General features: G+C 33.3%; 10 protein-coding genes and 1 pseudogene. All 11 read left to right on the top strand.

The genetic code is table 11. The features are described from left to right. On the top strand, positions 1-464 hold a 464-nt coding region (locus tag QM843_RS06480), incomplete at its 5' end, for an LPXTG cell wall anchor domain-containing protein (RefSeq protein WP_414304614.1). Positions 465-618: 154 nt separating this feature from the next. Beyond that, positions 619-2703: a glycosyltransferase gene (locus QM843_RS06475; protein WP_265479131.1), complete on the top strand. Its 2085-nt coding sequence runs from the start codon at positions 619-621 to the stop codon at positions 2701-2703. Further along, positions 2700-3578, top strand: a complete 879-nt coding sequence (locus QM843_RS06470) for a DapH/DapD/GlmU-related protein (protein WP_261128235.1) — start codon at positions 2700-2702, stop codon at positions 3576-3578. Before QM843_RS06475 ends, QM843_RS06470 begins: the two co-directional genes overlap by 4 nt. 398 nt (positions 3579-3976) lie before the next feature. After that, the gene (locus tag QM843_RS06465; protein WP_261128236.1) at positions 3977-5206 is read left to right on the top strand and encodes a glycosyltransferase family 8 protein; all 1230 of its coding nucleotides are present in this window, start codon (positions 3977-3979) and stop codon (positions 5204-5206) included. Between the two features lie 49 nt (positions 5207-5255). Then, positions 5256-6070, top strand: a pseudogene (locus tag QM843_RS06460) (glycosyltransferase family 2 protein). 28 nt (positions 6071-6098) lie between these two features. Beyond that, positions 6099-7109, top strand: a complete 1011-nt coding sequence (locus tag QM843_RS06455; protein ID WP_261128238.1) for a sugar transferase — start codon at positions 6099-6101, stop codon at positions 7107-7109. An 8-nt stretch (positions 7110-7117) separates the two neighbouring features. Beyond that, a complete protein-coding gene (locus tag QM843_RS06450; RefSeq protein ID WP_261128239.1) occupies positions 7118-9559 on the top strand; it encodes an SP_1767 family glycosyltransferase in 2442 nt (813 codons plus the stop codon). 8 nt (positions 9560-9567) lie between these two features. After that, a complete protein-coding gene (locus tag QM843_RS06445) occupies positions 9568-10452 on the top strand; it encodes a glycosyltransferase family 2 protein (RefSeq protein ID WP_261128240.1) in 885 nt (294 codons plus the stop codon). Between the two features lie 24 nt (positions 10453-10476). Continuing rightward, a complete protein-coding gene (locus tag QM843_RS06440; RefSeq protein WP_261128241.1) occupies positions 10477-11709 on the top strand; it encodes a glycosyltransferase in 1233 nt (410 codons plus the stop codon). After that, positions 11706-12899 (top strand): glycosyltransferase family 8 protein, encoded by a 1194-nt coding sequence (locus QM843_RS06435; RefSeq protein WP_265479133.1) that lies wholly within the window; start codon positions 11706-11708, stop codon positions 12897-12899. Before QM843_RS06440 ends, QM843_RS06435 begins: the two co-directional genes overlap by 4 nt. 2 nt (positions 12900-12901) lie before the next feature. After that, positions 12902-13792 (top strand): glycosyltransferase family 2 protein, encoded by an 891-nt coding sequence (locus QM843_RS06430; RefSeq protein ID WP_261128243.1) that lies wholly within the window; start codon positions 12902-12904, stop codon positions 13790-13792. Positions 13793-13853: the final 61 nt, after the last annotated feature.

Here is a 13853-nt window from a genome sequence, read left to right as displayed (position 1 = left end):
AATCAGCAAGCACATCAGCTTCTGAGTCAGCATCAACAAGCGCTTCTGAGTCAGCCTCAACAAGTGCGTCAGAATCAGCGTCAACAAGCGCATCAGAATCAGCATCAACAAGTGCCTCTGAGTCAGCCTCAACAAGTGCGTCTGAGTCAGCATCAACAAGTGCATCAGAATCAGCAAGCACATCGGCTTCTGAATCGGCATCAACAAGCGCTTCTGAGTCAGCATCAACAAGTGCGTCAGAATCAGCAAGCACAAGCGCATCAGAATCAGCATCAACAAGTGCGTCTGAGTCAGCAGACACATTATCTTCTGAAACACCATCAGAATCAGCAGGTAAGTCAAGACAGCAATTGCCAAATACAGGTACAGAAGCTTCCAAATCATCTGTACTCCTTGGAGCTTTGGCAGCCGTGACTGGTCTAGGTATGTTTGCGAAACGCCGTAAACGTGATGACGAAGAATAATCGGATTAAAAATATATAGAAAGTATTATTATCTCGATTTATGAAGAATCCCTTGGATGAAAACTCATCCAGGGGATTTTTTTGATATTAAAGTGAATAGAAGCTGAAAAACAGGGTAAAAAATGTTATAATATTAGGAAAGGAGAGAGGTTTCGTGACTGAAAAAATTACAGTAATTGTACCAGTTTATAATGTTGAAAATTACCTAGATAAATGTTTGGATAGTGTAATAAGACAAACATATAAAAATATTGAAATTATTGTTGTCAATGATGGTTCTACAGATAATTCAGGAACAATTTGTCAAGAGTATGCACAAAAAGATAATCGGATTATTTATATTGAAAAAGAAAACGGTGGTTTATCTGATGCACGAAATGCAGGTTTGGATCGAATGACTGGATCCTATGTAACTTTTGTTGATTCGGATGACTGGATTGAGCAAGATTATGTAGAAGTTTTATACAATAAATTGACAGAGTATCAAGCAGATATTTCAGTTGGGAATTACTATTCCTACAATGAAGATGAGGGTATGTATTACTTCCATATAAATGGTGATTCTTATTACGAAAGAATATATGATAATATCTCAGTTTTTGAAAATTTATATGAGTCAAAACAAATGAAGAGTTTTTCTTTAATATCTGCCTGGGGTAAACTCTATAAAGCGAGGTTGTTCGATCATATTCGATTTGATAAAGGTAAACTCGGTGAAGATGGGTATATGAATCAAAAACTATATTTATTGATTCAAAAAGTAATCTATATAAATCAAGGACTGTACGCATATCGCCAGAGAAGTGGGAGTATTACAAAAACTTGGACAGAGAAGTGGATGCACGCCTTAGTTGATGCTATGTCTGAACGTATTACTCTATTAGCTAACATGGGTTATCCTCTTGAGAAACACTTAGCAGTTTATCGTCAGATGCTGGAAGTTAGTCTCGCAAATGGTCAAGTCAGTGGCTTATCTGATACAGCAACGTATAAAGAGTTTGAAATGAAAAGAACTCTTTTAAATCAGTTATCGATACAAGAGTCAAGTGAAAAGAAAGCCGTTGTACTAGCAGCAAACTATGGCTATGTGGACCAAGTTTTAACGACTATCAAGTCTATTTGTTATCATAATCGTTCGATTCGTTTTTATCTGATTAATAGCGATTTCCCAAATGAATGGATCAAGCAATTAAATAAGCGCTTAGAAAAGTTTGATTCAGAAATTATCAATTGTCGGGTCACATCTGAGCAAATTTCGCGTTATAAAACTGATATTAGTTATACTGTTTTTTTGCGTTATTTTGTGTCTGATTTCGTGAAAGAAGACAAAGCTCTTTATTTAGACTGCGATTTATTGGTAACGAAAAATCTAGATGATTTATTTGCTACAGACTTACAAGATTATCCTTTGGCTGCTGTTAGAGATTTCGGGGGAAAAGCCTATTTCGGTCGAGAAATCTTTAATGCAGGTGTTCTCTTGATTAATAATGTTATATGGAAAAAAGAGAATATGACTCAAAAACTGATTTACTTAACCAATGAATGGCATGATAAAGTGGATCAGGCTGATCAGAGTATCTTGAATATGCTTTTTGAACATAAATGGCTGGAATTGAACTTCGATTATAATCATATTGTCATTCATAAGCAGTTCACTGATTATCAATTACCTTCAGGTCAGAATTATCCTGGTATTATTCATTATCTTTCACATAGAAAACCGTGGAAAGATTTGGCAGCGCAAACCTATCGTGATGTTTGGTGGTATTACCATAACCTAGAATGGACAGAATTGGGCCAAAATTATCATTTACATCCGTTACAAAAGTCTCATATCTATCCTACAAAAGAACCTTTCACTTGTTTAATTTATACTGCTTCAGATTATATTGAACAAATTGAAACTTTAATTCAATCCTTACCAGACATTCAGTTTAAGATAGCAGCTAGAGTAATGGTCAGTGATAAATTAGCCCAGATGACAGTTTATCCAAACGTGACTATTTTTAACGGTATCCATTATTTGTTAGATGTCGATACTGAATTGGTGAATACTTGTCAAGTGCTTTTAGATATTAATCATGGAGAAAAGACAGAAGAGATTCTAAATAAATTTGCTAAGCTTGGGAAGCCTATTTTATCCTTTGAAAACACCAAATCCTACGAAGTAGGACAGGAGGTATATGCTGTTGACCAAGTTCAAACAATGATTGAAAAATTAAGAGAGATAAGACAATGAAGAAAAGACATATATTAGGTGATGTCCTGATTTTGACTGTCAGTGATCAGATTGAGCAGTTAGATTATCTCCTAGATAACTTGCCAGATATCTGTTTTCATATTGCAGCTCCTGTACAGTTTTCAGATAAAATTCGTAGTTTAGAAACTAAATACAATGTCCGGCTTCTAACAGTTACAAATGAACAACAGTTAAACTTTCTAGTGAACATGTGCGATATCCTATTAGATATCAATCATTTTCAAGAAGTCGATTCTATTGTTTCTAAATTTGTGCAAGCTGGTAAAAGGGTCTTTGCTTTTGACAATACAGTCCATGGAAATCAGGGCCAGGAAGTTTTTCTATCAAGCAACCCGGATAAATTGGTTTCTAGAGTGAGAGAGTATCTGAATGAGGTCAGAGTGGGAGTCAATCATCAAGAAAAAATTATCCAAGATGGGACTTGGAATGTATTTCAAATAAAAGATAAGGCTAGTTTCATTGTTGGACCTAACGTAATCTGTAGAAATTTTGAAAATTTTCATCTTCCTTCTGGTAAGTTAATACTGCATGATGGTGTCTTTATCAATAACTCTTGTAGTTTTAACTGTATGGAAAGAATTGAAATCGGAGCAGGTACCATGATGGGAGAGGGTGTTCGTTTTTATGATCACGACCATGTTTATACTGCCGAAAAAATTGAAAAGTGGCAGTGGACTACGGCTCCGATTAGAGTTGGAAGAGATTGCTGGATAGGAAGTAATGTCACGATTTTAAAAGGAGTGACCATTGGAGATAATACAATTATTGGGGCGGGTTGTCTTGTTCGTAATGATATCCCAGCAAACAGTGTGGTTTATAATGATGGAAATCTTTGTGTAAAGATGAGAGTTTAATGAGTAATATAAAATCAAGTTAAATGAAACTCTCTAAGGTTGGAAGAAAACTAAGCATGACTTCAGAGGATATCTTGATGGTGAAGCTTTAATATATTTGAGAATGCTGAACCTATAAGTAGATAGTTGTAAATTTTTCATAACACGAAAGCAATCTTATTCATAGTATAATTGATTTGAAGATTTTTTGATTCAACATATATATTTAGAAATAAAAAAGATATCATCAAAGAAATGGGTACTGTAATGTCAATGAAACAGAAATAAAAATCAACATCCTAAAAAGTAGAAATTAAGTTTTTTTAAAAATCATTTCATTTTTATGATATAGAAAGCACGTTTTTTCAGTTGGTGAAATAGATGATTTGTTTATAAAATGAAAAAGTCGGGAGATAAGAATGTATAGAAAAGTTATTGCTCTTGGAGCTGATATTCATTACCTTGATAAGGTAGAAACCGTGATAAAGTCAGTATCGGTTCATAATCATGAAGTGAAATTTTATGTGTTTAATGACGATTTGCCTAGTGAATGGTTTTTGTTGATGAGAAATCGTTTGAAGATTATTGGTTCTGAGATTGTCAATGTCAAAAAAACAGCTCATAATCTTCGCGATTTCCACTTGCCGAATGCAATCCTGTCATATGCGGCTTTCTTTAGATATTTCATTGCAGATGAAGTTATAGAAGATAGGGTTCTATATTTAGACTCGGATACGATTGTCAATGCAAAACTAGATGACTTATTCTACTTGGATTTACAGGGCTATGCTATCGCAGCTGTTCAGGATTTTGATCAGAGTGGTTGGTTAACAACCTTTAATTCAGGTGTGATGGTGATTGATACAAAGAAATGGCGAGAAAATCGTTTGACACAAAGTCTGCTAGAGTTGACTGCCCAACACCATGAACATGTCTATGGAGACCAAGGGATTCTCAATATGTATTTCGGTGACCAGTGGTTACATTTGGACAAAGAGTATAATTTCATGGTTGGTTTAGATCAGTTTTTACATTTAAGAGGTAATACTGATTGGTATCAATCCAACTATTATGGAAATTACGAGCCTAAGATTGTCCATTATACTACAGCTTATAAACCATGGACTCATCTAACTTTAACACGTTTTCGTAAACTCTGGTGGTTTTATTATGGATTGAACTGGAACGATATATTGTTAGATACAGATATCACCAAACGATCTTTTAAGGAGTTAGTGGGTGCTCCCTTATATCATACTTGTATTTTTACAAATAGTGCCGCAATGGAGTCCTTGGAATATCTCCTATCGGAATTGCCGGAAGTGCACTTTACGGTCTTGGCGCATACAAATTTTGCTCCCTCTGTTGTTGATTTACAGAGATATCTGAATCTTTCACTTTTTCCAAACTTTAATTCTTTGAATATGAAAGAAACCTTAGATAAGATTGATTTCTATCTTGATATTAACCATGAAGGAGAGATTGTCAACATTATAGAAGAAATCTGTAGACGCAATAAGCCAATCTTTGGTTTTGATAATACTAGTCATGATAGCAAAGGAATTAGTCAAATTTTTTCATCAACTGAACCAGACAAGATGGTAGATGCTATTCGCACATTTTTAAGAGAAGAAATTAATGTAAAATGAGTTAATCAGTATTGTAGTTCCAATCTACAACGTTGAGAATTATTTGCGAATGTGTTTGGATAGCATTCAGAATCAGACGTATCAAAATTTTGAGTGTTTATTAATAAATGATGGTTCTCCAGATAATTCAGCAGATATCTGTAGAGAATATGTTGCTAAAGATGCTCGTTTCCGTTATTTTGAAAAAGAAAATGGTTGTTTATCTTCAGCAAGAAATTTTGGAATTGAACATTCGACAGGGGCATACATTACTTTTGTAGACTCTGATGATTGGTTGGAAAATGATGGATTGTATCTGTTACATGATGCTTTGAAAAAGGAACATGCAGATATTAGTATCGGACGTTATAATTGTTATGATGAATCGCGTTGCCAATATTTGTTTTATGACTCGAATCTAGAGGATTCTCTTGAAGTGATAGAAGGAAAAGAAATCATTAATAGAGAAGGTGTTGAAGAAATGAGAAATGGGAATTGGACTGTAGCTTACTTGAAGTTATTCAAGAGATAGTTGCTACAAGATTCACCATTTCCTATAGGTAAAATTGCAGAGGATACTTACTGGACATGGAAGGTACTTCTAAGAGCTTCTAAGGTAGTCTATTTGAATCGTTGTGTTTACTGGTACCGTGTTGGTTTGAATAATACTTTATCGAATACATGGAGTGAAAAACGTATATATGATGAAATCGAGGCTAGGGAAGAAAAGCTAGCTATTTTAGCAAGTTTAGATTATGACTTGACCAATCATATTTTGGTTTATAAAAGTAGATTACAAAGAGTGATAGTGAAGTTAGAAGAACAAAATATGCAGTCTATGGAGATTTATAGAAGAATGATGGAAAATTGTCTTTACTTCCGTAAATATTAATAAAAAATGAGATAATATAATATGAAACTACATTTAACAAATCTATACGGTATGGCAGGTGATAGTACTGTTATTCTTGCCCAAAATGCCGTGCAAAAAATAGCAAGTCAGCTAGGATTTAGAGAAGTTGGTATTTATTTTTACAATATTGCTTCAGATAGTCCATCCGAAATGAATAAGCGTATGGATGGCATTATGGCCAGTATTTCTATTGGTGATATCTTAGTCTTTCAGTCTCCTACTTGGAATGGCTTTGAGTTTGATCGAGTCTTGTTTGATAAGCTGAAGGATATGCAGGTGAAAATTATTTGCTTTATCCATGATGTTGTTCCTCTCATGTTTGATAGTAACTATTATCTTATGAAGGAATATATGTATATGTATAATCTATCAGATGTTTTGATAGTACCGTCAGAGAGAATGAAAGCACGCCTGATTGAAGAAGGATTGACAACTAAGAAGATTCTCGTTCAAGGTATGTGGGATCATCCTCATGATTTATCCTTATACACCCCATCTTTTAAAAAAGAACTCTTTTTTGCTGGAAGTTTAGAGCGTTTTCCTGATTTACAAAATTGGTCTCAAGATACGTCTTTAAGAGTATTTTCAAATAAAGGAGAGGCTAGTTCTAGTGCTAGAAATCTTAGCATTGAAGGATGGAAAAAAGATGAGGAACTATTGCTAGAATTATCAAAAGGTGGATTTGGTCTTGTCTGGGGAACTCATCAAAATGATGGAGAAAGTAATCAATACTATACCTTAAATATATCTCATAAGGTTAGTACCTATCTAACAGCTGGAATACCAGTCATTGTGCCAAGTAGCTTATCAACTGCTAAATTTATAGTAGATCAAGGCTTGGGCTTTGTGGCAGATAGCCTAGAAGAGGTTCATGAGATAGTTGATAAAATGAATCTACAAGAGTATCAAGAAATGACGAATCGGATAAAAAACTTTAGTTATTTGCTAAAAGAGGGCTATTTTACTAAAAAGTTATTGGTAGATGCAATCTATCACTTAGGAGTTTATTGAGGGAACAAATGATGAAAACAATTGTATTAGCTGGTGATCGTAATTACACTACACAGTTAGAGACAACTATAAAATCTATTCTATATCACAATCGAGATGTTAAGATTTATATTTTAAATCAAGATATCATGCCAGATTGGTTTCGCAAGCCGCGAAAAATAGCTCGCATGTTAGGTAGTGATATTATTGATGTGAAGTTGCCAGAACAGGCTGATTTTCAGAAGTGGGCTAAACAGGAACATATTAGTGTAATTGCTTATGCTAGATATTTTATTCCGGATTATATACAAGAAGATAGGGTTTTGTATTTAGATTGTGATTTACTTGTCAATGACAAATTAGATAATCTATTTGAGCAGGACATACAAAATTATTATATCGCAGCGATTAGAGACGTAAATGGTCAAGGTTTCAATACAGGTGTTTTATTAATTAATAATGAAAAATGGCGCCAAGAGAAACTAAAAGAACGGCTAATTGAACAGTCTATTGTAACAATTAGGGAAGTTGAAGAAGGCTGTTTTGAGCATTTTAATGGTGATCAAACGATTTTCAATCAGGTCTTACAAGATGATTGGTCAGAGCTAGATAGAGCTTATAATTTACAAGTAGGACATGATGTGGTGGCTTTGTATAATAATTGGCAGGAACATCTGGCTTTTAATGATAAACCAGTGGTGATTCATTTTACGACCTACAGAAAACCTTGGACTACCTTGATAGCCAATCGTTATCGTGATTTATGGTGGGAATTCCATGATTTGGAGTGGAGCCAAATTTTACAACATCATATAGGGGAGTTTGAACTGACATCGTCTTTAGATAAAGAATTTTCTTGTTTAACCTTAACGAATTCCCAAGATTTAGAAGGAATAGAAGAGCTAGTCACAGCTCTACCAGATGTGGTATTTCATATCGCGGCTTGGACGGATATGGGAGATAAATTAAAAAAATTAGCTGTACATGATAATGTGAGATTACATCCTCAGATTGTTCCACCCGTATTAGACAAGTTGAAGAGCAGTGTAGATTTATATTTGGATATTAACTATAGTCATGTAGCAGGGACTATCTTAGAAGATATGAAGCTGTTAGAGAAGCCAATTCTATCATTTGATACGATTGAACATGGGAATACTAGTCAACTAGTATTCAAAAAGGATGAAGTTTCAGTAATGGTTCAAGCAGTTAAAGATTATCGTAGAGATGGAAGATTCCTAAGTTGTTATGCAGGTAGTAATTTTCATTGCTTAACTCTGACAAATTCTCAAGAATTAGAAAAAATAGATTATCTTGTAGAGAATTTTCCTATGGTAACGTTCCATATAGCAGCTTGGACAGTTATGGGACCAATGTTACAAGAACTATCGAAAAAATATAAAAATGTTAAGCTATATCCTGAAGTGAAAAGTGATCAATTTGAACAGCTCAAATCTCAAATGGATGTTTATTTAGATATCAATCTTCACAATTCCACTAGTGAGGTTGTTAAAGAGATTGCATTATTAAATAAACCAATGCTGGCATTTTATATTTCACAAAATGGTAATCATGGTCAGCATTTATATTCAAGTGAGCATCCAGAAAGGTTTCTTCAAGCACTTCATACATTGATAAAAGGAGAGACTTTGGGAGAACCAGAGAAGCCAATTAAAGTTATCGGAATTGATCAGACTCTGGATTATGTTATCAAAAATAAGTCCTCATTAGTCCGCTTTGGAGACGGAGAAGTCAATTTGATGTGGGGCTGGCCGATACCTTATCAAAATCATGATATTGAATTGGCTAATCAATTAAAGCATATTGTGGGGTTGCAAAGTAATGAAAAATTAGTTGTTTGCTTACCTGATGCTTTTGAAGATCGTTTTGTCTTTACTTGGTGGGCTACACCATTCTGGAAAGAACATATGAATGTTTATATGGATTTTTATAAAGAGTTGTGTAAAGGTTCATGGTACGGCTCTACATTTATCTCACGTCCATACATTGATTATGAAGATAAGAGTAAAGCAGAAGGACAATTTGAAAAGTTAAAGAGCATATGGGCGAATAGAGACATTCTGATTGTAGAAGGGATTACATCTCGCTCTGGTGTTGGAAATGATTTATTTGATAAGGCCAAGTCTGTGAAGAGGATTATTTGTCCATCTCATAATGCTTATTCCATCGTCGATAAGATTCAAGATGAAATTATTAAACATGCTGAAGGAAGACTTATTTTATGTATGCTTGGGCCTACAGCAAAGGTTTTAAGTTATAACTTATGTCAGATGGGGTACCAAGTTCTGGATGTAGGGCATATTGATTCAGAATATGAGTGGATGAAAATGGGAGCTAAAACAAAAGTTAAATTTCATCATAAACATACCGCAGAACATAATTTTGATCAGGATATTGAATTTATTGAGGATGAAACTTATAATAGCCAGATTTTAGTTGATTTATCATAGAGAGAAATATGGAAGATTTAATAAGTGTTATAGTACCGGTTTATAATGTAGAACCATTTATTTCTAGTTGCTTAGACAGTTTATCGAAACAGATTTATCAAAATTTTGAAGTTTTAATGATAAATGATGGTTCTACAGATAATTCAGGAGTGATTTGTCAAAAATATGCTAGTAGAGATAGTCGTTTTCACTATTTTAAAAAAGAAAATGGGGGACTTTCGGATGCACGTAATTTTGGAATCGAGAAATCCAAAGGAGATTATATTACATTTGTAGACTCAGATGATTGGGTTACTGAAGAGTATTTATCAATTCTTATAAAAACTTTGAAGAAGGAGCATTCTGAAATTGTTGTTTCAACTTATTCAACCTATAATGAGTCAGACGGGTTATTCTATACTCACGTTTTTGAATCAGATTATTATGTAAAAAATTATGATTCAAAAATTCTATTGGAAGAACTTCCGTTATTAGAGGGGTATGATATGAGTTTTTTAACTTCTTGGGGAATTTTATTTAATAGAGAATTATTTCAAGAAGTTCAGTTCCCGTTTGGTCGGTTGTGTGAGGATATAGGAACTAATTATAAACTATTTATGCAGGTCGAGAAGATAACCTATATTAACAAAGTTTTGTATTGGTATAGAATTGGGAAAGAAGGACTTTCTAATTCTTATTCACCTAAGATGATGCGTGATGATTGTGATTTTAGGTTAGAACGAATTGCCATGCTAGCGCTAAAAGGATATGATGTTAGTAAATATTTAGATCAAATGAAGTTCTATTTGAGATATCGTCATGAGATTGCAATTCAACGAGAACTTAAGGAAAATGTGGAAACAAGACGTTTAGAAATGTTAGACTATTTATTGAATGGTAATAAATATAACTGAAAATTAAGATAGAAAGATGAAAAAATGTTACAAGATAAGAAATCTGTAGTATTTGCAGGAGATTATGCTTATATTCGACAAATAGAAACGGCTATGAAGTCACTTTGTAGGCATAATAGTCATGTGAAAATTTATGTACTAAACCAAGACATTCCCCAAGAATGGTTCAGTGAATTAAGGATGTATGTACAAGAGATTGGGGGCGACTTGATTGATTGCAAGTTGATAGGGCAACAGTTTCAAATGAACTGGTCAAATAAATTACCACATATTAATCACATGACCTTTGCACGTTATTTTATTCCAGATTTTGTTAAAGAAGATAAAGTGCTCTATCTTGATAGTGATTTAGTTGTAACAGGCGATTTGACACCCTTATTTGAATTTGATTTGGGTGAAAATTATCTGGCGGCAGCTCGTTCTTGCTTTGGAGTAGGTGTTGGATTTAATGCAGGTGTTCTTCTGATTAACAATAAAAAATGGAAGTCTGAAAATATTCGACAACAATTGATTGAATTAACAGAAAGAGAACATGAGAATGTTAATGAAGGGGATCAATCAATTTTAAATATGTTGTTTAAAGATCAAGTTAGCTTCCTTGAAGATAAATATAATTTTCAAATAGGATTTGATTATGGAGCAGCGGCTTTTAAGCATCAATTTATTTTTGATATTCCATTAGATCCATTGCCAGTGATTTTGCACTATATTTCTCAGGATAAACCATGGAACCAATTTTCTGTTGGACGTCTAAGAGAAATTTGGTGGGAATATTCTTTAATGGATTGGTCTTTTATTCTGAATGAATGGTTTTCAAAAGGTGTGAAGTATCCTAGTAAATCACCAATATTTAAGTTACAATGTGTTAATTTAACGAATTCTTGGTGTGTCGAGAAAATAGATTATTTAGCGGAGCAATTGCCAGATGTTCATTTTCATATTGTTGCTTATACAAATATGGCCAATGAACTACTAGCTTTAACACGTTTTCCTAATGTTACCGTATATCCAAATTCTTTACCAATGTTATTGGAACAAATAGTAATTAATTCGGATCTTTACTTGGATTTAAATCATGATAGAAAATTAGAAGATGCATATGAGTTTGTAGCTAAGCATAAAAAACCAATGTTAGCTTTTGAAAATACGTACTGGCATGAGCTTTCTGAGAACGCATATGCAGGTATATATTCAACGAAAAAACCTGAAGACTTAGTAGAAGCTATCAAATTTTATATGAGGGAAAGAAAAATATGAGAAAAACGATTGTATTAGTGGCAGATAATGCTTATCTAATTCCTTTAGAAACGACTATTAAATCTGTTTTGTATCATAATAAGGATGTTGATTTTTATATTCTAAATAATGATATAGCTCCTGAATGGTTTAAATTACTTGGCAAGAAAATGGAAGTAGTAAATTCTACTATTAAAAATATATACATTGATAAAGAGATTTTTGAAGGCTATAAAACAGGACCTCATATAAATTATGCCACCTATTTTCGTTTTTTTGCGCCAGAAGTTGTTGATGCGGATAGAATATTATATATTGATTCAGATTTAATTGTGACAGGGGACTTAAGCCCTTTGTTTGAAATTGATTTTCAAGGATATTCTATTGGAGCTGTTGATGATTATTATGCTTACGAGGGACGAACGTCTGGATTTAATGCTGGAGTTTTGCTAATGAATGTCGCAAAGTGGAAAGAGTATTCTATTGTTAATAATTTGTTGGAATTAGCAGCAGAAAAACATTCAATTGTTCATCTTGCGGACCAGAGTATTCTAAATATTTACTTTGAAAATAATTGGCTAGAATTAGATAAAACTTATAATTATATGGTTGGTGTCGACATCTCCAATCTTATTCAGAAATATGAACGCTTAGAGGATAGTCTGCCAGTAGTTGTTCATTTTGCTAGTCATGATAAACCATGGAATACGTATAGTATATCTAGACTGCGTGAATTATGGTGGACATATAGAGATTTGGATTGGTCGGAAATCGCTTTTCAACGTTCTAATTTAAATTATTTTGAAAGAAGCAATCAATCTAAAAAACAAGCGATGCTGGTAACTTGGAGTGCAGATGTAAAACATTTAGAGTATTTATTACAACAGTTGCCTGATTGGCATTTTCATGTTGCAGCTCCTGTTTATTGTAATAAAGATTTGACTAAATTATCCGTCTATTCCAATATGACTTTGTATCAATCTGTGCTTCATCAAAGAATTGATTGGCTATTGGATGATTCTAGCATTTATTTGGATATTAATATGGGTGAAGAAGTCCTGAATGTAGTTACGAGAGCCAGAGAAAGAGGAATGAAAGTCTTTGCTTTTGAAACAACACGTAAAAGTAATAATGATGAGAACTATGACGGCATTTTTTCTGTAGACATGCCAAAGGATTTAGTTGATAAAATTAAGAACATAGAGATATAATAATGAACGAATTAATTAGTGTTATAGTACCGATATATAATACTGGAAAATATTTAGTAGAGTGTATTGATCATATTCTAAAGCAAACTTATCAAAATATAGAAATTATTTTAGTTGATGACGGTTCTACAGATAATTCTGGGGAAATTTGCGATGCTTTTATGATGCAAGATAAGCGTGTCAGAGTAATTCATCAAGAAAATAAGGGGGCAGCACAAGCTAAAAATACGGGGATTAGTGTAGCTAAAGGGCAATATATCACGATTGTTGATTCGGATGATGTCGTAAAAGAAAATATGATTGAAACTCTTTATCAACAAGTTCAAGAAAAGAATGCAGATGTTGTTATAGGGAATTACTATAATTATGATGAAAGTGATGGAAATTTTTATTTTTATGTAACGGGGCAAGATTTTTGTGTCGAAGAATTACCTATACAAGAAATTATGAACCGTCAAGCAGGTGCTTGGCAATTCAATAGTTCTGCTTTTATATTGCCTACATTTAAACTGATAAAAAAAGAATTATTTAAGGAAGTTCAATTTTCAAATGGTCGTCGTTTCGATGATGAAGCGACCATGCATCGCTTTTATCTTTTAGCATCTAAAATTGTCTTTATAAATGATAACCTCTATCTATATAGAAGACGTTTAGGAAGTATCATGAGAACTGAATTTGATATTTCTTGGGCAAGAGATTTAGTTGAAGTATTCTCTAAGAAAATATCAGATTGTGTCTTGGCTGGTTTGGATGTCTCCGTTCTGCGTATTCGCTTTGTCAATCTGCTAAAAGATTATAAACAGACTTTGGAATTCCATCAATTAACAGATACTGAGGAATATAAAGATATTTGTTTTAGATTGAAGTTGTTTTTTGAAGCAGAACAAAACTAAAGTTGTAACATCATTATTTTTATTACAAAAGAAAAGATTAGATTAACAGTAAGAGAGAAGG

Source organism: Streptococcus mitis, from assembly GCF_047463435.1.
Classification (GTDB): domain Bacteria; phylum Bacillota; class Bacilli; order Lactobacillales; family Streptococcaceae; genus Streptococcus; species Streptococcus mitis_DS.
Note: the sequence above shows the minus strand (reverse complement) of the source record. Positions and strands in the feature narration are given on the sequence as shown.

Bases quoted from the DNA above. Each gene is read 5' to 3' on its own strand.
- QM843_RS06470 (WP_261128235.1), top strand. From the start codon at position 2,700: ATGAAGAAAAGACATATATTAGGTGATGTCCTGATTTTGACTGTCAGT.
- QM843_RS06465 (WP_261128236.1), top strand. From the start codon at position 3,977: ATGTATAGAAAAGTTATTGCTCTTGGAGCTGATATTCATTACCTTGAT.
- QM843_RS06455 (WP_261128238.1), top strand. From the start codon at position 6,099: ATGAAACTACATTTAACAAATCTATACGGTATGGCAGGTGATAGTACT.
- QM843_RS06450 (WP_261128239.1), top strand. From the start codon at position 7,118: ATGATGAAAACAATTGTATTAGCTGGTGATCGTAATTACACTACACAG.
- QM843_RS06445 (WP_261128240.1), top strand. From the start codon at position 9,568: ATGGAAGATTTAATAAGTGTTATAGTACCGGTTTATAATGTAGAACCA.
- QM843_RS06440 (WP_261128241.1), top strand. From the start codon at position 10,477: ATGTTACAAGATAAGAAATCTGTAGTATTTGCAGGAGATTATGCTTAT.
- QM843_RS06435 (WP_265479133.1), top strand. From the start codon at position 11,706: ATGAGAAAAACGATTGTATTAGTGGCAGATAATGCTTATCTAATTCCT.
- QM843_RS06430 (WP_261128243.1), top strand. From the start codon at position 12,902: ATGAACGAATTAATTAGTGTTATAGTACCGATATATAATACTGGAAAA.